18 protein-coding genes are annotated in these 19,019 nt (G+C 72.9%); 11 read left to right on the top strand and 7 right to left on the bottom strand.

Annotated elements, in window-relative coordinates:
• Window positions 1–18: 18 nt before the first annotated feature.
• Window positions 19–672, top strand: coding sequence for an HAD-IA family hydrolase (locus ASF75_RS13465; RefSeq protein ID WP_056072102.1), 654 nt, complete (start codon window positions 19–21; stop codon window positions 670–672).
• A 471-nt stretch (window positions 673–1,143) separates the two neighbouring features.
• The gene (locus tag ASF75_RS13460) at window positions 1,144–1,686 is read left to right on the top strand and encodes a type 1 glutamine amidotransferase domain-containing protein (protein WP_031259152.1); all 543 of its coding nucleotides are present in this window, start codon (window positions 1,144–1,146) and stop codon (window positions 1,684–1,686) included.
• Between the two features lie 115 nt (window positions 1,687–1,801).
• On the opposite strand, the gene ASF75_RS13455 is transcribed toward ASF75_RS13460, so the two are convergent.
• On the bottom strand, window positions 1,802–2,389 hold the full coding sequence (locus tag ASF75_RS13455) for a hypothetical protein (RefSeq protein WP_056072099.1): 588 nt from the start codon (window positions 2,387–2,389) through the stop codon (window positions 1,802–1,804).
• A gap of 248 nt (window positions 2,390–2,637) precedes the next feature.
• Here ASF75_RS13455 and ASF75_RS13450 point away from each other — a divergent pair, with 248 nt between their 5' ends.
• The 4 genes from ASF75_RS13450 to ASF75_RS13435 are packed head-to-tail and all read left to right on the top strand — an operon-like array spanning window position 2,638 to window position 5,276.
• Window positions 2,638–4,221, top strand: coding sequence for an AlkA N-terminal domain-containing protein (locus tag ASF75_RS13450; RefSeq protein WP_056072097.1), 1,584 nt, complete (start codon window positions 2,638–2,640; stop codon window positions 4,219–4,221).
• Entirely contained in the window at window positions 4,218–4,730 is a 513-nt protein-coding gene (locus ASF75_RS13445; RefSeq protein WP_017885832.1) for a methylated-DNA--[protein]-cysteine S-methyltransferase, read from the top strand. The genes ASF75_RS13450 and ASF75_RS13445 overlap by 4 nt, the downstream gene beginning before the upstream one ends.
• A 28-nt stretch (window positions 4,731–4,758) precedes the next feature.
• The gene (locus ASF75_RS13440; RefSeq protein WP_031259153.1) at window positions 4,759–5,019 is read left to right on the top strand and encodes a type II toxin-antitoxin system prevent-host-death family antitoxin; all 261 of its coding nucleotides are present in this window, start codon (window positions 4,759–4,761) and stop codon (window positions 5,017–5,019) included.
• The gene (locus tag ASF75_RS13435; RefSeq protein WP_017885834.1) at window positions 5,016–5,276 is read left to right on the top strand and encodes a type II toxin-antitoxin system RelE family toxin; all 261 of its coding nucleotides are present in this window, start codon (window positions 5,016–5,018) and stop codon (window positions 5,274–5,276) included. Before ASF75_RS13440 ends, ASF75_RS13435 begins: the two co-directional genes overlap by 4 nt.
• A gap of 11 nt (window positions 5,277–5,287) precedes the next feature.
• On the opposite strand, the gene ASF75_RS13430 is transcribed toward ASF75_RS13435, so the two are convergent.
• The gene (locus ASF75_RS13430; protein ID WP_056072094.1) at window positions 5,288–5,881 is read right to left on the bottom strand and encodes a TetR/AcrR family transcriptional regulator; all 594 of its coding nucleotides are present in this window, start codon (window positions 5,879–5,881) and stop codon (window positions 5,288–5,290) included.
• Between the two features lie 9 nt (window positions 5,882–5,890).
• Window positions 5,891–6,451, bottom strand: a complete 561-nt coding sequence (locus ASF75_RS13425) for a hypothetical protein (protein ID WP_056072091.1) — start codon at window positions 6,449–6,451, stop codon at window positions 5,891–5,893.
• Between the two features lie 211 nt (window positions 6,452–6,662).
• Here ASF75_RS13425 and ASF75_RS13420 point away from each other — a divergent pair, with 211 nt between their 5' ends.
• The 3 genes from ASF75_RS13420 to ASF75_RS13410 all read left to right on the top strand — a co-directional run bounded on the left by ASF75_RS13420 (window position 6,663) and on the right by ASF75_RS13410 (window position 10,026).
• A complete protein-coding gene (locus ASF75_RS13420; RefSeq protein WP_017885837.1) occupies window positions 6,663–7,484 on the top strand; it encodes an alpha/beta fold hydrolase in 822 nt (273 codons plus the stop codon).
• An 18-nt stretch (window positions 7,485–7,502) separates the two neighbouring features.
• Window positions 7,503–8,375, top strand: coding sequence for a hypothetical protein (locus ASF75_RS13415; RefSeq protein WP_017885838.1), 873 nt, complete (start codon window positions 7,503–7,505; stop codon window positions 8,373–8,375).
• Between the two features lie 175 nt (window positions 8,376–8,550).
• Window positions 8,551–10,026, top strand: a complete 1,476-nt coding sequence (locus ASF75_RS13410) for an APC family permease (protein ID WP_017885839.1) — start codon at window positions 8,551–8,553, stop codon at window positions 10,024–10,026.
• Window positions 10,027–10,130: 104 nt separating this feature from the next.
• Here ASF75_RS13410 and ASF75_RS13405 read toward each other — a convergent pair whose 3' ends face one another.
• Window positions 10,131–10,892, bottom strand: a complete 762-nt coding sequence (locus ASF75_RS13405; RefSeq protein WP_056072089.1) for a LysE/ArgO family amino acid transporter — start codon at window positions 10,890–10,892, stop codon at window positions 10,131–10,133.
• 70 nt (window positions 10,893–10,962) lie between these two features.
• Between ASF75_RS13405 and ASF75_RS13400 the strand changes: the two genes are divergently transcribed.
• Window positions 10,963–11,877 (top strand): LysR family transcriptional regulator ArgP, encoded by a 915-nt coding sequence (locus tag ASF75_RS13400; RefSeq protein WP_017885841.1) that lies wholly within the window; start codon window positions 10,963–10,965, stop codon window positions 11,875–11,877.
• Here ASF75_RS13400 and ASF75_RS13395 read toward each other — a convergent pair.
• Window positions 11,868–12,647, bottom strand: a complete 780-nt coding sequence (locus ASF75_RS13395; protein WP_017885842.1) for an Fpg/Nei family DNA glycosylase — start codon at window positions 12,645–12,647, stop codon at window positions 11,868–11,870. The two genes, ASF75_RS13400 and ASF75_RS13395, sit on opposite strands and share 10 nt — an antisense overlap.
• Before the next feature lie 50 nt (window positions 12,648–12,697).
• A complete protein-coding gene (locus ASF75_RS13390; RefSeq protein WP_056072086.1) occupies window positions 12,698–17,476 on the bottom strand; it encodes a DEAD/DEAH box helicase in 4,779 nt (1,592 codons plus the stop codon).
• A gap of 160 nt (window positions 17,477–17,636) precedes the next feature.
• Between ASF75_RS13390 and ASF75_RS13385 the strand changes: the two genes are divergently transcribed.
• Window positions 17,637–18,311, top strand: a complete 675-nt coding sequence (locus ASF75_RS13385) for a PadR family transcriptional regulator (protein ID WP_017885844.1) — start codon at window positions 17,637–17,639, stop codon at window positions 18,309–18,311.
• 72 nt (window positions 18,312–18,383) lie between these two features.
• Here the strand turns inward: ASF75_RS13385 and ASF75_RS13380 are convergent, their stop codons facing one another.
• Window positions 18,384–19,004, bottom strand: coding sequence for an alpha/beta hydrolase (locus ASF75_RS13380; RefSeq protein WP_056072083.1), 621 nt, complete (start codon window positions 19,002–19,004; stop codon window positions 18,384–18,386).
• Window positions 19,005–19,019 lie beyond the last annotated feature (15 nt).

Genomic DNA, 19,019 nt, shown 5'->3' with positions numbered 1-19,019 from the left:
TGGGCTAGGGTCGGGCGCGTGATCGACATCGTGGCGTCCGGGGTCCTCTTCGACATGGACGGGACCCTCGTCGACTCGACCGCGGTGGTCGAGGCGACCTGGACCCGGTTCGGCCACGCGAACGGCATCGACCCCGACGAGATCCTCGCGTTCTCGCACGGACGGCAGGCGATCGACACCCTGCGGCGCTTCCTGCCCGACCTGCCCCTGGCCGAGCAGCAGCGGATCGCGGCGGAGCTCGTCGCCGAGGAGACCGCGAGCACCGAGGGCATCCTCGAGATCCCCGGCGCCGTCGCCTTCGTGCAGCGCCTCGTCGACCTCGGCGTCCCGGTCGCCCTCGTGACGAGCGCGCCCCGTGACCTCGCCGCGGGCCGGATGGCGGCCGCCGGGTTGGCCGTGCCCGAGGCCTTCGTCCCCTCGGAGGACGTCGAGCACGGCAAGCCCCACCCCGACGGCTACCTGCGCGGCGCCGCCCTGCTCGGTGTCGACCCCGCCGACTGCGTGGCGTTCGAGGACGCCCCCGCCGGCCTGGAGTCCGCCATCGCCTCCGGCGCGGCCACGGTCGTCGTCGGTCCCCTCGAGCACCCCGTGACCGCCGGGCTGCACCGGGTGCACGGGTACGACGGGCTGACCGTGGAGCGCGACGGCGGCGCCTTCCGCATCCGGGGCTGAGCCCCGGCCGGTCAGGACACCCCGCCCGCCCTGCGCCGAGTGGTCGCGAACCGTCGGCTGCGCCGTCGCCAGCCGACACTTCGTGGCCACCGCGCGGACGTGAGCGGGGAGTTGCGGCCGGTCGCGCTGTCGGCCTGGAGGCCCGTGGCGGGCCCGCACCGTGCCTCCCGTGCGACCGTGGGCGCGTCCACGGCGCCCCGCCCGCCGGTCTGGACACCCCGCCCGGCGTGCGCCGAGTGGTCGCGAGCCGTCGGCTGCGCCGCCGCCAGCCGACACTTCGTGGCCGCCGCGCGGACCTGAGCGGGGAGTTGCGACCGGCCGCCGGGCGACATGTCGTGACCGCCGGGCGGACCTGAGCGGGGTGTCGTGACCAGTCAGCCGGGCGCCGCACCGCTCCTGGAGGACTGCCCAGCCGACCCCGACGACCCTCGGGTGTGCGGCCGGAACGACCGGGCCGCGGAAGGAGCGATCATGGCAACTCTCGACGGCAAGAAGATCCTCGTCATCACGACGAACTACGGCGTGGAGCAGGACGAGATCGTCGTCCCCACCGAGCAGCTGCGCGAGCGCGGTGCCTCGGTGACCGTGGCGGCCAAGGAGACCGGCACGATCCAGACCCTGGTCGGCGACAAGGACCCGGGGCAGACCCTCGAGCCCGACACCACCCTCGCCGGTGTCGACGCGAACGACTTCGATGCCCTCGTCATCCCCGGTGGCACGATCAACGCCGACACGCTGCGCCAGGAGTCCCGCGCGGCGACGCTCGTGCAGGCCTTCGCCGAGGCGAGCAAGCCGGTCGCGGCGATCTGCCACGGCCCGTGGACCCTCGTCGAGGCGGGCGTGCTGTCCGGCAAGACCGTCACCTCGTTCCCGTCGCTGCAGACCGACCTGCGCAACGCCGGTGCCGAGTGGGTCGACCGGGAGGTCCAGGTCGACGGCGGCTTCATCACGTCCCGCACCCCGGACGACCTGCCGGCGTTCGTCGACGCGATCGAGAGCGCCCTCACCGCCTGAGCGCCTCGTCGCCGAGCCGAGTCTCGGCCGACCGGACACCGTGCGCCTCCGGCTGTCGACGAAGTGTCCGCCGGGCCGAGTCTCGGGTACGCCCGGGCGCCCGACGTCGCCGGCGTCAGCCGAGCGGCACGGGGCGGGCAGTGCGGAGCACCGCCGGACCGAGGGCGAGCACACCGTCGGACTCCGGATCGCACCGCGCGCCGCCCCGGCCGCGCATCGCCCGGAACGCACCGGGGGCCACCTCGTGGTCCATCCAGGCGCAGGGGTTCGCCGCACGGTAGCCACGGAACCGGACGGCACGACCGAGGTCGCCGCTGCCGCTGCCGTCGCCACCGGGGAGCAGGCTCTCCAACGAGAACGGCTGGCCCCGCAGCGCTTCGACGTCGGCGCCGCGCAGGAACACGTTCCGCCGGGTCGCGACGGGGTCGACGGTGGTGCCGATCGCCTGACCGACCGCCTCGAGCCCCTCGAGGCCGATCACGGTGACCGAGGCGTGCACGTGTGCCCGCGCGGCGAAGTAGCGGTCGCCGACGATCCCGAGCCCGGCCCGCAGCTCGATCCGGTCGCGCCGTTCGTCCGGGTCCGTCGACCGGGGTGGCAGCGCGCCGTCGGCGGGGCGCCCCTCGTACCGGTGCCGCGGTGAGACGAGCAGCAGTGCGATCTCGACCTCGGTCCGGAACGGCAGGTCGTCGAGCCCGGCCATGTCGTCTGCTGGGGTCACGCTGCCAACGCTAGCCGGGCCTCCCGGCCGTGCGCTGCCATGTCTGCCTGCTGTGACACGCCGTCGTGGCGCCGGGACGCCGGCTTCTTCGCGAGACGCCGCGGATTCCGGCGGCGTCTCACGCGGTCGGCGGCGTCTCGACGAGACGGCGGCGTCATGGCCACCTGGCCCTGCGCTGCTCCGTCCGATTCCCGCCAGTCGACGTCGGTGGCGCGTGCCAGGCTGAGGCCATGACCAGCCCGGACACCGACGCGCAGCACGACGCGCTGCACGCCGAACGACACCGCGCCGTCGCCTCGCGCGATGCTCGGTTCGACGGCCAGTTCGTCACCGCCGTGCACTCCACCGGCATCTACTGCCGCCCGAGCTGCCCCGCCCGCACACCGAAGGTCACGGGCGTCACCTTCTACCGAACGAGTGCCGCAGCACACCTGGCCGGCTTCCGTGCCTGCAAGCGCTGCCTGCCCGAGGCGACCCCCGGCAGCCCCGAGTGGGACCTGCGCGAGGACGTCGCTGGACGGGCGATGCGCCTCGTCCTCGACGGCGTCGTCGAGCGCGACGGCGTCCCCGGGCTCGCCGCACGCGTGGGCTACTCGGAGCGGCAGCTCAACCGCATCATGACCGCCGAGCTGGGTGCCGGGCCGAAGGCGCTCAGTCGAGCACACCGCGCGCAGACGGCCCGCACCCTGCTCACCTCGTCGGACCTGCCCGTCGCCGACGTCGCGTTCGCCGCGGGGTTCGCCAGCGTCCGACAGTTCAACGACACCGTGCGCGAGGTCTTCGCCGTCACCCCGACCGAGCTCCGCGCACGCCGGGTCGGCCGAGGCGACGGCGACCCCGACGGCGCACTGCACGTCCACCTGCCGGCCCGGGCACCCTTCGACGCGCAGGGCCTGCTCGACTGGCACGCGCTGCACGCCCTGCCGGGCACGGAGCAGGTGGACACCGACCCCGCCGGTCGAGTCACGTCGTACGGGCGGCTGGTCGACCTGCCTGGAGGCCCGGGCTGGTTCAGCGCGTCGGCCGCCGTCCCCGACGTGCCCGGTCGGGGCACCGGGATCGACCTGCGCGTGCGCGTCGCCGACCTGTCCGACCTGCCGGCGCTCGTGGCGCGGGTGCGCGCCCTGTTCGACCTCGATGCCGACCCGGTGGCGGTCGACGCCGTCCTCGGAGCCGTGCCCGAGCTCGCCGGCCCCGTCGCACGGGTGCCCGGCCTGCGGCTGCCCGGCGCGGTGGACGCCCACGAGATCGTGTTCCGCACCCTGATCGGGCAGCAGGTCTCGGTGGCCGCGGCGCGCACCGCCCAGACCCGGCTCGTGGCCGCGCTCGGTGCGCCGGTGCCCGACGCGATCCGGCCCGGCGGGCTGCTGTTCCCGTCCGCAGCGGTGGTCGCCGAACGCGGGCACGAGGTCCTGCGCGGTCCGGCCGCGCGCGTCGACACGATCCTGCGGGTGGCTGCGGCGCTCGCCGACGGGTCCCTGGTGGTGGACGGCGCGCAGTCCCTCGGTGACCTGCGCGACGGACTGCTCGCGGTGAAGGGCATCGGGCCGTGGACCGCCGACTACGTCGCGCTGCGGATCCGGCACCACCCCGACATCTTCCTCCACAGCGACCTCGCCGTACGGAACGGTGCACAGGAACTCGGGCTGCCCGGAACGGCGCGCGAGCTCTCCCTATGGTCGGAGCAGGTGGCCCCCTGGCGGAGCTACCTCACGATGCACTGCTGGCGACCGATCATCGACCGCGCGATGACCGCGACCGCCGGCGCCCGTGCAGCCCGTGCCCCCGAGGACCCCCGGAAGGACGACCGATGACCGACGCAACCATCCAGACCCTGGACACCCCCGACGGGCCGTTCACCGTGCTCGAAGACGCCGAGGGCAGGGTCCTCGCCTCCGGGTGGACCGACTCCGTCGAGCGGATCCTCGCCCGCCTGGCCGACCGCCACCGCCCCGATCGGGTGCTCGACGGCGTGGTCGCCTCGGCCGACGCGGTCGACGCCTTCTACTCGGGCGAGGTCGAGCACGCCATGCAGGTGCCCGTGCGGCAGTTCGGCACCGAACTCTTCACCGAGGGGTGGAGGCAGCTCCGCCGGATCCCCGCCGGCGGCACGCTGACCTACACCGGGTTCGCGGCGGCGATGGGGCGACCCGACGCCGTACGGGCGGCGGCGAGCGTGTGCGCCCGGAACGCCCCGGCACTGTTCGTCCCGTGCCACCGGGTGCTGCGCTCCGACGGCACGCTCGGGGGCTTCGCATGGGGGCTCGACGTCAAGCGGTCCCTGCTCGAACGAGAGTCGGTCGGCACCACGGCACTCGTCTGAATTGTACAAAACGCTCTAGAATGTACAGGTGAGCGAAGTGTCGATCTCCGAAGCCCGTGGCCGTCTGGCGTCGATCATCGACGACGCCCGGCATGCACCCGTCTACCTGACCCGGCGCAACAAGCGCGTCGCGGCCGTGGTCGACGCGGCCGTCCTCGACCGGTTGCTCGAGGCGGCGGAGGACCTGGACGACCTGGTCGCCTACGACGAAGCCGTCGCCGAGAGTGCCCGCATCGGTGGCGAGAACGTCAAGTGGGACGACCTCAAGCGCGAACTCGGCCTCGGGTGACGTACTCGGTCGAGGTCATCCCGGCCGCGCAACGCGTCATCCGCAAGCTCCCGCTCGACGGACGGCGGCGGATCGAGGGGCTCCTCGCGATCCTCGCCGAGCACCCCCGGCCACCCGCCGCACGCAAGCTCGTGAACCGGCCCGGATGGCGAGTCCGCTCGGGGGACTACCGACTGATCTACCGGATCGACGACGGCAAGCTCGTCGTGGTGGTCGTCGACGCTGGGCACCGGCGCGAGGTCTACCGGGACCGCTGAGCCGTCAGTCGTCAGCCGATCGTGCCGCGCAGGCTGTCCACGTGCAGTTCGACCAGCGCCAGGACCCGCTCCGGCGCACGCGCCGTCGGGTCCCACGTGTGCTCGATCGCCAGCCCGTCGATCAGCGCGTGCAGCCGGTCCGCCTCGTCGGTCAGGTCGCGATCGGCGCCGAGGCTGCCGTCCTCGCGCAGGATCTCCAGCGCCCGGGTGCACACCCGGCTGACCCCGTCGTTCAGGCGTCGAGCGCTCGCGGCCAGGTGTTCGTCGGTGCGCGCGAGCACGCCGAGCTGCACCTGCGCCAGGATCTCGGTCGTGCGCTCGGCGTCGAGCGGCAGCACCTGGGCGAGCACGTCCAGTGCACGGGCCCGGCCGGTCGAGCGCAGGGACGTGAGCCGAGCGATGACGCGTTCCTCGATGATCGTCAGGCAGTGCTCCCGCAGGGCGTGCTGCGTCGGGAACACGCGACGGAGTGAGGCCGGAGCGATGCCGGCCTCGTCCGCGACGTTCCGCACCGACAGCGCGCTCAGGCCGTCCCGCTCCAGGATCCGCAGGCACGCGGCGGCGACCAGGGATCCCCGTTCCTCCAGGTCGACGCGTCGTGGCACCGGGTCAGCCTACGACCGGGCCGCCTGTCCCGTCGGTGCACCGGCGGCGGGCCGGCGCGGCCAGATCGTGTAGCTGATCGCGCGCACCAGCTCGATGCCCATGAGCAGCCCGAGCAGGGACAGGTTGCCCTGCAGGTCGCTGGTGCGCTCCGGGTCCCCGACGACGAGGACGAGCACACCGATGACCCCGCCGGCGATCAGCACGGCGAGCCCGGTCCGCAGCACGTCGCCCCAGCAGTGGGCCGTGTGGCGCCGTCCGCTCAGGCGCTCCGGTGCGGGACCCCCGGCGAACCGGTGCGTGAACCGGACGTCGGCCCACGCGATCATCCGGTGCCCGTACACGACCGAGAAGCCGATGTAGATCGCCGCGAGGCCGTGGTGCCACGTCGCCGTCCCACCACCGAGCAGGTCGACCGTGACGACGGCGAGCAGGATGACGTCGATCACGGGGGCCGCGACGAGCATGGCCGCCCCCAAGCGCGGACGCCGCAGCAGGTACCGGGTGGCCAGCCCACCGAGGATCGCGACCCAGAAGGCGATCTCGCAGGCGACGATGGCGATGAGCGTCATGGGATCCCCGATGCAGTGGTGTTGATTGCTGAGTACAGGTGTACTCAAACAGCATGACACGGTGACCACCACAGCGTCGAGCGGCGGTGTTCTGCCCCTGGAAGCGGGGGGAGACACGGACCTCCACGCCTGCGACACTCGGAGCACCGGTAATCCGCACGGTCCCCTCCGAGGCCCGACGCATCGCCGTCGACAGCCCGCAAAGGACCCCATGCTCCCTCCCGTCGACCGAACGGTCGTCTCCTCCGACGGCACCACCATCGCCGTGTCCGAGGCAGGGGACGGACCGGCGGTCGTCGTCGTGGGCGGTGCCTTCGACCACCGGGGGACCCCGTACCTCGACCGCGTGGTCGCCGAGCTCGCTCCCACCCATCGTGTCGTCACCTACGACCGACGCGGTCGCGGTGCGAGCGGCGACTCGGCGTCGTGGGCGATCGAGCGCGAGGTCGACGACCTCCGCGCCGTCGTCGAGAGCGTCGGCGTCCCCACGACCGCCGTCGGCATCTGCGTCGGTGCCGGTGTCGTCCTGCACGGCCTCGCCACCGGCCTGCCCGTCGACGGCGCCGTCCTGTGGGAACCGCCGTACCGCGCCTCGGTCGACCCGCACGCCGACGACGTCGTCTTCGCCGACCTGCTCGACGAGCACGTGGTCGCAGGCCGCCGCACCCAGGCCGTCCGCGGCTTCCTGACCCAGGTGCTCGGGCTCCCGATGGGCCAGGTCACGGCGCTCCGACTCAAGGGCTCGCTCTGGCGCTCCCTGGTCGTCGACGCCCACGTGCTCAGCCGCGAGGTCCGGGTGCTGAACGGCCTCGCCGTGCCCGAGCGGGTCGCCGCAGCCGTCGGCGTGCCGGTGCTCGTCGGCGCCGGCGGTGACGGTCTCGAGTGGATGCGTCGTGCGGCCCGCGCCGTCGTGGACGCGGTGCCGGGTTCGGAGTACGCGGAGGTACCCGGGCAGGGACACGTCCCCGCCCCCGCCGCCCTCGGAGCACTGATCGACCGCGTCCGGAGCCGGATCGTCTCGCCCAGCAGCTGACTGCGAGAGGATGGGCTGGTGAACGCACCCCGCCTCGGTCTCCTGCTCGACGTCGACGGGCCCATCGCCAGCCCGGTCTCCCGCACCATCGCGATCCCGAGCATCGTCGCGGACCTCGTCGCGCTCGCTGCCGAGGGCATCCCGATCGTCTTCAACACCGGCCGCAGCGACGCCTTCATCCGCTCCGAGGTCGTCGGCCCGCTGCTCGCCGGTGGCCTCGCCGAGGGCGGCCGGGTGCACGCGGTCTGCGAGAAGGGTGCCGTGTGGTGCTCGATCGGCCCGCAGTACGACGGCGGCATGGGTGAGCTGACCGTCGCCGAGGACCTCGCGCTGCCGCGGGACTACGCCGACGAGATGCGCGAGCTGGTCCGCGCCGAGTACGCCGACCTGGTGTTCTTCGACGAGACGAAGCGCGCGATGGTGTCGATCGAGCAGCGCGTCGAGGTGCCGAACGCCACGTACCTCGCCCGCCAGCCGGAGTTCGACGCGAAGGCGATGGCCGCGCTCGAGCGTCGTGGCCTCGGTGTCCGCCGCCTCGACGATGCCCGACCCGACGCCGACGGTGCCGTGCAGTGGCGCATCGACCCGACCATCATCTCCACCGACGTCGAGTCCGACCGCAGCGGCAAGGACCTGGGTGCCGAGCGGTCGCTCGAACTCCTCGGGCAGGACGGCGAGCTCCCGATCACCTGGCGCACCGTGGGCGACTCCCGCAGCGACTACGCCATGGCGGACTGGCTGCACGCCAACGGGTACGAGGTCGCGCACGTCGACGTCCGTCCTGCCGACGGTGTGCCGGCCACGCCGTACCCGGTGCTCACCGCGCCCGACGGCGTCATCCACGACGAGGCCGGCGCCCGGTTCCTGGCGGACTGGCGCGCCGCGCGCTGACGCGACCGCGGCCCTGGACGCACCCGTCCGCCGACCGAGTGGTGCGCGCCGGACCGCCACCGCGCCTCCTGTCCGTCCCCGGACCGGCCCACCGTCCGGCCGGACGCTTTGCGTGACACAGTGGTACACCAGTACCCTTCCGAGGTCCGCCGCCAGCCGATGACGGGATCCACCCATGGCAACGAAGATCCGCATCAAGTCGATCGAGGCCTCCCTGGCCGACTCCGAGGAGCAGGGCAGGTCCCTGAAACGCTCCTTGAAGACGTTCGACATCGCCGCGATGGGCATCGCGGTCGCCGTCGGCGCCGGCATCTTCTCGGTCGGCGCGAACGCCGCCGCGAACTTCGCCGGGCCCGGCGTGATCGTCTCCTTCCTGCTCGCAGCCGTCACGTGCGGCCTGGCGATCATGTGCTACGCCGAGTTCGCGTCGACGATCCCCGTCGCCGGCTCCGCGTACACGTTCACGTACGCCACGATGGGTGAGCTGCTCGCCTGGATCGTGGGCTGGGACCTCATCCTCGAGACCCTCACGGCCAGTGCCGTGATCGCGAAGTACTGGGGCATCTACCTCAGCACCGCGTTCGACGTCTTCGGCGTGACCCTGCCCAGCACGATCCAGCTCGGTCCGATCCCGTTCACCTGGGGTCCGGTGCTCATCGTCGGGATCTTCACGGTGCTCCTCGCCTTCGGCACCCGCCTGTCCTCGCGGGTGTCGGCGGTCATCACCGTCATCAAGGTCGCCATCGTCGTGTTCGTCATCGTCGCCGGTGCGTTCTTCGTCAAGGCCGCGAACTTCACCCCGTTCATCCCGCCGGCCGAGCCCGCCAAGGGTGCCGAGGGCAGCGTCTGGACCCAGTCGCTCGTGTCCTGGTTCACCGGTGCGGAGCCCGCCCAGTACGGCGTCTTCGGCCTGCTCGCCGCCGCGTCCCTGGTGTTCTTCGCCTTCATCGGCTTCGACGTCGTCGCCACGAGCGCCGAGGAGACCGAGAACCCGCAGAAGACCCTGCCCCGCGGCATCTTCATCGGCCTCGGCATCGTGACGCTGCTCTACGTCGGCGTCAGCATCGTCATCACCGGCATGGTCTCGTACCAGCGCCTGGCGGAAGAGAAGGCACCGTCGCTGGCCTCGGCGTTCGACATCGTCGGGCTGCCGTGGGCCGCCGGCATCATCGCCATCGGCTCGCTGATCGGTCTGACCACCGTCGTCATGGTGCTGCTGCTCGGCCTGTCCCGCATCGTCTTCTCGATGAGCCGCGACGGCCTGCTGCCCCGCTGGTTCTCCAAGACCAACCCGAAGACGCAGACGCCGGTCCGCGTGCAGGTCGTCGCCGGTGTCGTCGTTGCGCTGCTGGCCGGGTTCACCGCGGTCGACAAGCTCGAGGGCATGATCAACATCGGCACGCTGTCCGCGTTCGTCCTGGTGTCGATCGGCATCGTCGTGCTGCGTCGTTCGCGGCCCGATGCCCCGCGGGCCTTCCGGGTGCCGTGGTCGCCCGTGCTGCCGATCATCTCGGCGGTGCTGTGCTTCTGGCTGATGCTGAACCTCGAGGTCGAGACCTGGCTCCGGTTCGTCGTCTGGCTGGTCATCGGCTTCGTCATCTACTTCGGGTACAGCCGCCGCCACAGCCGCGTTGGCCAGGGCATGCAGTAGGGCCGTCCCGCAAAACACCGGTGTTCGCACGTTGCACACCCGCACACCGCGGTTCGACGTGTGGACACCGGTGTTTTGCAGACCGCCGGTTCGCGCCGCAGCCGCTACGCGCCGACGAGCAGCAGCCCGCCGAACGCGAGCATCACGACGGCGACCAGACCGTCGAACACCCGCCACGTGAGCGGCTTCTCGAACAGCGGCCGCAGCAGCCGACCGCCGAACCCGAGCGCACCGAACCACAGGCAGCTCGCCGCGGCGGCACCGATCGTCCAGAGCCACCGGTCGTCCGCACCCTGCTGGTTCGCTACCGACCCGAGGAACACCAGCGTGTCCAGGTACACGTGCGGGTTCGCCCACGTGAAGACGAGCATGGTCAGCACCGCCGTCCGCATGGTCACCCCCTGGCCGGGAGGCACGGTGCGCGTCCGCCCCGCCGCCACCGTCGAACGCCCGGTCGCGTCGATCCCCGGACCGGCGCCCGCGCCCGTGTCGACCCCCGCGCCTGCGCCCGCACCGGCGCCCACGACCCCGTCGTCGGCCGCCTCGTCGGCGACCCGCATCGCGTCCCCCAACGGTCGCAGCGCCCGCCGCGCCGCGAGCACCCCGTAGGTGAGCAGGAACGCGGCACCGACGAACCGGACCACCAGGAGCGCCACGGGGAACCGCTCGACCACGGCGCCGACCCCGAGCACCCCGGCGACGATGAGCAGCGCATCCGAGACCGCGCACACCACGACCGCCGCGGCCACCACCCGGAGTCCTGCGCTGACCGCGAGCCGGAGCAGGTACGTGTTCTGCACACCGATCGCGACGATCAGTGCGAGTCCCGTGCCGAGTCCGGAGAGCAGGGGCAGGAGCGTGGTCACGGATCCGACGCTAGAGCAGCGCCCCGCTGCAGTACAGCTCACGTTCCTGCAGCGCCGTAAGCTCAGCTGCATGTCCCGCTTCCAGCGCGAACACCTCGAGACGCTGCTCGCCGCCGTCGACCACGGCACCCTGGACGCCGCGGCCCGTGCGCTGGCCATCACCCCGTCGGCGGTCTCGCAGCGGATCAAGTCGATGGAGCAGCAGGTCGGTCGGGTCCTGCTCCAGCGCACCACCCCGGTGCGCCCGACCGCGGACGGCGAGGTGGTGCTCCGGCACGCGCGGCAGGTCCGGCTGCTCGACGAGGAGACCTCCCGTGCACTCGGCGGTGGCTCCTCGGTGGTGCCGTCGATCCCGCTGGCCGTCAACGCCGACTCGCTCGGCACCTGGTTCCTCGACGCCCTCGCCCTCGTCCGGGCCGACACCGAGGTGGTCTTCGACCTGCACCGCGAAGACCAGGACCGCACCGCCGAGCTGCTCCGCGCCGGCACCGTGATGGGCGCGGTGACGGCCGAGGCGGACCCCGTGCAGGGCTGCTCGTCGGTGCCGCTCGGCATCGATCGGTACCGGGCCGTGGCGTCACCGGCGTTCGTCGCCCGGTACCTCGGCGACACCGGCACCGAGCGGCGGATGCTCCGGCGGCTCGACGAGGTCCCGCTCGTCGACTACGACCGCGACGACGACCTGCAGCAGGGGTACCTGCGCCAGGTCCTGGGGCACGCTCCCGGCGGCCCGCGCCACTTCGTCCCGACCTCTGCCGACTTCGCCCGCGCCGTCACGCTCGGGTTCGGGTGGGGGCTGCTGCCCGAGGCGCAGTGCCTCGACGCGATCGACCGCGGTGTCCTGGTCGAGCTGGCCCCGGGTCGGCACGCCGACGTCGCGCTGTGGTGGCAGCGCTGGAACCTGGCGTCACCGCTCCTCGAACGGGTCACCGACGCGGTCCGGGTGACCGCCGCGGAGCGCCTGCACCCCGTGCGTCAGGTCTGACAGCGCGGACACCAGTAGGTGTCGCGCAGGGTGAGCTCCGAGTCGCCGAGTTCGCCGTGCCGGATCGGGGTCCCGCAGCGCAGACACGGCTTGCCGGCGCGACCGTAGACCCAGAACCGTCGACCGGGGCGGTCGACACCGGTGGTCACGCGGGCGCTGCGGTCGCGGTTCGCCAGGATCAGTCGGCTGGCGAGCGTGATCGTGCGCGCCGGGTCGGGGACCTGGCCGGCCGGACGCGTCGGCAGCACCCCGCGCAGGAAGCAGAGTTCGTTCCGGTACACGTTGCCGAGCCCGGCGAGCACCCGTTGGTCGAGCAGCGCCAACCCGACCGGCCGTTCGGGGTCCTCCGTCAGGTTGGCGAGGGCCAGGTCGGCGTCCCAGTCGGGGCCGAGCAGGTCGGGCCCCAGGTGTCCGACGACCTCGGACTCCTGGTCGCGCGGGACGACCTCGAGCACCCCGAGCGCGAAGCCGACGGTGGAGACTCCTTCGGCGTCCAGGATCGCCCGGGCTTGGTGCGCCGGACGTCGCCAGCGGTCACCGGGCGCGTAGACGTCCCACCGGCCCTCCATCTTCAGGTGCGAGTGCACGGTCAGGTCGCCGATCCGGTGCAGCAGGTGCTTGCCGCGGGGGACGACCTCGTCGACGGTGCGCCCCACCAGGTCGAGGGTGGCGAAGGCCGGGACCCGGAAGTCGCTCTTCGTCAGGACCTTGCCCGCCAGCGCGGTGTGCAGGCGGCGTGCCGCACGGTAGACGGTGTCGCCTTCAGGCACGGGGCACCTCCGGCACGTGGTCACCGCACGGCCGGGAGGCGCGGCTCGCCTCACACACGGAGCCGCAGCCCCTGCGGGGTCGCCGTGAACCCCGCCTGACGGAGCGCGCCGCCGAGCGGCGTCTCGAGCACGAAGTCCCCGTCGACCCGCTCGACCGAGAGTTTCCGCAGCCCGGTCCGGACGATCGAGGCGATCGAGGTGGCGGCAGCGGCGAGGTCGGCCGCGTCGTCGGTGAACGTGAGCACGGACTTGCCGCCCCGCTCGACGTACACGGTGAGCTTGCCGTCGACGGTCGTCACGAGGGCGCCTGCCTTGCGCCCGGGCCGGTGACCGCGGGTGGCCTTCGCACCGCTCGCAACGCCGCTCGCCGCATCGTTCGCGCCGGTGCTCGCCCCACCGGCTGCGACGGCATCGTCCGCGACTCCGGGGTCGACGTCGCCCGTGGGCCACGGCAACGAGGCCCCGTACGGGTTCGCCGGGTCGGTCGCCGCGAGCGTCAGGGCCTCGCGCTTGCGGTCCGGATCGCCACGCTCGTCGTCGCCGAGCTCGCGGGCGTAGGTGCGCAGCCGGTCGACGGTCGGGCCGGTGGCGAACTGGGCGGCACCGAGCCCCTCGACGAAGTACCCGCGACGAGCCCGGCCGGACTCCTCGAACCGCGAGAGCACCCGGTACACCCCCGCGAAGCCGCCGCGGACACCCTCGACCTGCACGGCGCCGCGGGTCACGACGCCGTAGCGTTCGAGCAGCTGTTCGGCGGTCGCCGCGGCCCGCACGGTCGAGTCGGACTCGGCCAGCGGCAGGAGCGACCAGCGACCCCCGACGGACGGCGGCCCGGACTGCGTCGGCATGGTCGGCCGCCGACGGCCGCGGTAGGCCCGGGCCCGTGGAGCGCTCGAGCTCTTCGCCTTGCCGCCGAGCATCGACCGCAGCGGGGCGAACGTGTCGTTCGTGATCTGCCCGGCCCAGACCAGGTCCCACAGCGCGGTCGTGAGCGCCTGGTCGTCGCTGCTGCCCACGGCCTGGCCCAGCTGCCGGAAGAAGTAGGCGCCGCCACCGGCCAGCGCACCGAGCACGTCGCGCTGCAGCTCGGTCGTCTCGTCACCGGAGGGCTCGGCGAGCGTCGTCGCCGCGGTGTCGGCCAGGTGCAGACGCACCCAGCCGTCGTTGCCGGGCAGTGTGCCGCCGCCGGACCACAGGACCTCGCCCGTGGCGGTCAGTTCGTCGAGCATGCTCGTCGAGTAGTCGGTGACGCGCGACGGCAGCACCAGGGTCTCCCACGCGCTGGCGGGCAGGGCCACCCCGGCGAGCTGGTCGATCACCTGCAGCACGCCGTCGACGCCACGGAGGCCACCGCGGGTCCCGGGGGTCTGCACGTGCTGCCAGGCCGGCAGGAAGCGGGCGAGGGTGTCCGGCGAGACCGGTTCGACCTCGTGCCGCAGGGCCGCGAGGGACTTCGTGCGGATCCGTCGTAGGACCTCGGCATCGCACCACTCGGCACCCTGGCGATCGGGTCGGAACTCGCCCTCCACCACACGGCGGTCGGCGACGAGTCGGCGCAGGGTGTCCTGCACGACGGCGATCCCCAGGCCGAGGCGACCGGCGGCCTCCTGTGCGGAGAACGGTCCGTGCGACCTCGCGTAGCGGCCGATCAGATCGCCCAGGGGATCCGCCACGGGCTCGATGAACGCCGTGGGCACACCGATCGGCAGCGGGACCCCGAGGGCGTCACGCAGGCGGGCGGCGTCCTCGATCACGGCCCAGCGCGACGCCGCGGCGTGCGAGAACGAGAGCACCCGGCGATCCCGCTCCAGGACCTGGAGCGTGCTCCGCAGCTCGGCGGTGGCCCCGGCCCGGTCGGCGGTGTCGGCGAGCCAGCTCCGGTCGACCGCTTCGTCCAGGTCGAGCGCACCGACCAGCCGCAGGACGTCGACGAGCCCCTCGGCGTCACGGGCACGGCGGTCCGGCGAGAGCCGCTGCAGGTCGCGTTCCACCGACGTGATGACCGCAGGATCGAGCAGCTCGCGCAGCTCCGCACGACCGAGCAGTTCGCCGAGCAGCGTCGAGTCGAGCGACAGCGCCGCTGCCCGGCGTTCGGCGAGCGGGGTGTCGCCCTCGTACATGAAGGCCGCGACGTACCCGAACAGGATCGACCGGGCGAACGGCGACGGCTGCTCGGTCTCGGTCTCGACCAACCGGATCCGGCGCCCGGCGATGTCGTCGGCGATCCCGAGCAGTGCGGGCACGTCGTAGACGTCCTGCAGCACCTCGCGTACGGTCTCGAGCACGATCGGGAACGTCGGGTACTTCTGCGCGACCTCGAGCAGCTGCGAGGCCCGCTGTCGCTGCTGCCAGAGCGGCGACCGCTGCCCGGGGTTCCGTCGGGGCAGCAGCAGGGCGCGCGCCGCGCACTCGCGGAACCGCGCGGCGAAGAGCGCTGAGCCGCCGACCTCGTCGGTGACCAGGGCCTCGAGGTCGTCGCGCTCGAACACGAACAGGTCGGCACCCGGCGGCTCGGCGTCGGTCTCCGGGATGCGCACGACGATCCCGTCGTCGGCCGCCATCGCGTCGCCGTCGATGCCGTGCCGTTCGCGCAGCCGCGCGGCGACGGCCAGGGCCCACGGCGCGTGCACCTGCATGCCGTAGGGCGAGTGCAGGATGAGCCGCCAGTCCCCGAGTTCGTCGCGGAACCGCTCGACGACGAGCGTGGTGTCGTTCGGCACGTGGCCGGTGGCCGCGCGCTGGTCGCGCAGGAACGTCAGCAGGTTGGTGACGGCACGCTCGTCCAGTCCGCCGGCGGCGACCCGGGCGCGGGCGTCGTCGTTCGATGCGCCCTCGACCTCGCGCACGAACGCACCGGTGGCCCGGCCGAGCTCGGCGGGTCGGCCGATGCCGTCGCCCTTCCAGAACGGCACGCGACCGGGCTGCCCGAACGCCGGGCTCACGACGACGCGGTCGTGGGTGATCTCCTCGATCCGCCAGCTCGTGGCACCGAGGGCGAAGACGTCCCCCACGCGTGATTCGTAGACCATCTCCTCGTCGAGCTCGCCGACGCGGGACGCCTTCTCGCCGACCATGAACACGCCGAACATGCCACGGTCGGGGATCGTCCCGCCGCTCGTCACCGCGAGCCGCTGGGCACCGGGCCGCCCGGTCAGGGTGCCGTGCACGCGGTCCCAGACCAGCCGTGGCCGGAGTTCGGCGAACTCGTCGCTCGGGTACCGACCCGTGACCAGGTCGAGCGTCGCCTCGAACGCCGACCGGGGCAGGCCGCTGAACGGGGCGCTCCGCCGCACGAGTTCGAACCAGTGTTCGACGTCGAGGGTGTCGATGGACCCGGCCGCCACGGTGTGCTGCGCCAGGACGTCGAGCGGGTTCGCCGGCACCGAGATCGACTCGATCTGGCCCGAGACCATCCGCTCGACCGTGACCGCGCTGTTGACCAGGTCGGCCCGGTGCTTCGGGAACAGTACCCCGCGCGAGATCTCGCCCACCTGGTGTCCGGCACGACCGACGCGCTGCAGCCCGCTCGCGACCGAGGGTGGCGCCTCGACCTGGACGACCAGGTCGACCTCGCCCATGTCGATGCCGAGTTCGAGCGAGCTCGTCGCGACGACGCACCGCAGCCGACCGGACTTCAGGTCGTCCTCGATGATCGCGCGCTGGTCCTTCGACACCGAGCCGTGGTGCGCGCGGGCGAGCACCGGGTTGGAGGCGTCCGAGCCCCCGCCGGCGGTCTGCCCGGATCCGCCGATGAGCTGCGCCGGCGGCCGTTTGGCCCCCTGGGGCGCGACCGCGTGCGCCGAGGTGCGCGCCGGAGACTGCGGCCGCCCCCGTGCCACGGGCAGGCCGTCGTCGTCCGGGGACGCCCCTGCCGGCACCAGGGCGCCGTCGCCGGCTGCGGCGAGCACGCGTTCCTCGTGGATCTCGTTGAGGCGTGCCGTCAGCCGCTCGGCCAGCCGCCGCGAGTTCGCGAACACGATGGTCGAGCGGTGTTCCTCGATCAGGTCGACGACGCGCTCTTCGACGTGCGGCCAGATCGACCCGTTCGTCGGTGACTCGGACGCGTCCGCACCGACCGGCGGCGCCCCGAGCTCGGTCATGTCGTCGACGGGCACGACGACCCGCAGGTCGAAGGTCTTCTGCGCCGGCGGCGCGATGATCGTCACCGGGGCGCGGCCGCCCAGGAACCGCGCGACCTCTTCCGGCGGACGGACGGTCGCGGACAACCCGATGCGCTGCACGGGCTTGTCGAGCAGGTCGTCGAGGCGTTCGAGCGACACGGCCAGGTGTGCGCCGCGCTTGCTCGAGGCGACCGCGTGGACCTCGTCCACGATGACGGTGTCGACGTTCACCAGGGTCTCGCGTGCCTGCGAGGTGAGCATCAGGTAGAGCGACTCGGGCGTGGTGATGAGGATGTCCGGCGGCTGGCGCAGGAGCTTCTGCCGGTCGGACGACGGGGTGTCACCGCTGCGCACACCCACCGTGACGTCCGGTGGTTCGGTACCGAGACGGCGTGCGGTCTGGGTGATGCCGACGAGCGGGCTCCGCAGGTTGCGCTCGACGTCGACGCCCAGGGCCTTGAGTGGCGAGACGTAGAGCACCCGCGTGCGCTGCTTCGCCGGCGGCCGGTCGGTCGCGCTGATGAGCCGGTCGATCGACCACAGGAACGAGGCCAGGGTCTTGCCGGAACCGGTCGGGGCGATCACGAGCGCGTGCTGCCCGGTCGAGATGGCGTCCCACGCCCCGGCCTGTGCGGGGGTCGGTGCGTCGAAGGCGCCGCGGAACCACTCGGTGGTGGCGGGGGAGAAGCGCTCGAAGACGTCCGTCATGGTCCGTCCCATCCTGCCCGTCGCCACCGACAGCAGGCCGAGCGGACGTCGCTCTTGACAGAGCGATAGTTACCGATCTATCGTAAACACATCGCGATACGACGAAGACGATCAGGTCAGACCGGTCGCGAGCCGACTCAGCACGACGAAAGGACTCCTCATGCGCCCCTCGTATGACGACAACAGCAACACGTCCCCCCGCGACCAGCGCGGGTTCGGCCCGCGCGGCCCCCGCTTCGGCGGCGCGCGGCAGCACCACGGCGCCGGCTTCCCCGGCCGCGACCGCGGTGACCACGACCACGGCGGCCGGGGCTTCGGTGGCCGCGGGTTCGGCCCCGGCTTCGGCCCGGGCATGGGCTTCGGTCCCGGATTCGGCGGCCCCGGCTTCGGCCGCGAACGCCGTCGCCGCGGCGACGTCCGACTCGCGATCCTCGGCCTGCTGGCCGAGGGCCCGCAGAACGGCTACGCCGTGATCAAGACCATCGCCGAGCGCACCGGCGGCGCCTGGAAGCCGAGCCCCGGCTCGGTCTACCCGACGCTCCAGCAGCTCGTCGACGAAGACCTCGTGGTCTCGTCCGGCGACGGTCGCAAGACGCTCTTCGAACTCACCGACGCCGGCAAGGCCGAGACCGAGGCCAAGGCCGACGAGATCGCCGCGGCACTCGACGGGGCCCCTGGCATCCCGGACGCCCAGCGCGAGTTCTTCGAGGCGCTCCGGAAGACCATGGGCGTCCTGCACATGTACCGCAGCACCGCGACCGAGGAACAGGCCAAGGCGGCCACGGCCAAGGTGGACCAGCTCCGCAAGGACCTGCTCCAGATCCTCGCCGACTGACGGACGTCACCCCGTGACGGACAGGAGGCCCGGTGCCAGCTGGCACCGGGCCTCCTGTCCGTCGTCGTGCGCCTACACCGCGTCGACGAACGCCGTCACGTCCGCGAGCTCCGCCGTCGACACCGCGTGCGGCAGGCCCGCGTAGGTCCGGTCGGTCACGTCGGTGTGCGCCGCGGCCCACGCCTGTGTCCGAACGGTGGCCTCGGGCGGGATCACCGGGTCGAGGTCGCCGTGCCCCAGGAAGACCCTCGGCCGCACAGCCGAGACGGCCTCGTCACGCGAATCCGTGACGCCCGGCACCACGAACCCCGACAGCGACACCGCGAACGCGAAGGCCGCGGGCCGTGCCCGCAGGAGCTGGAGCGCCATCGAGCCGCCCTGCGAGAACCCGAGCAGTCCGATCCGCGGGTGGTCTGCGGCGACGGAGTCGATCCAGTCGAGCACCTCGTCGACCGCGGCGTCGACCGCCTCGGGCGCGGGGGAGCCGGGGGTGCCGAGCGGGTACCAGCTGAAGCCGGGCCCCCACGGCATCGGTGCCCGGAGCGAGGCGACGGTCCACGCGGGCGGCAGCGCGGGGGCGAGTCCGAGCAGGTCGTGCTCGTTCGACCCCACCCCGTGCATCGCGACGAGCAGGGGTGTGCCCCGCCGGTCCGAGGCACTCCGTGTCCACTGCACCAGGTCCGCATCGATCATGTGGACAACGCTAAC

This window comes from Curtobacterium sp. Leaf154 (assembly GCF_001424595.1).
In the GTDB taxonomy this organism is placed as follows: domain Bacteria; phylum Actinomycetota; class Actinomycetes; order Actinomycetales; family Microbacteriaceae; genus Curtobacterium; species Curtobacterium poinsettiae.
This window is presented reverse-complemented; position numbering and strand designations above follow the sequence as displayed.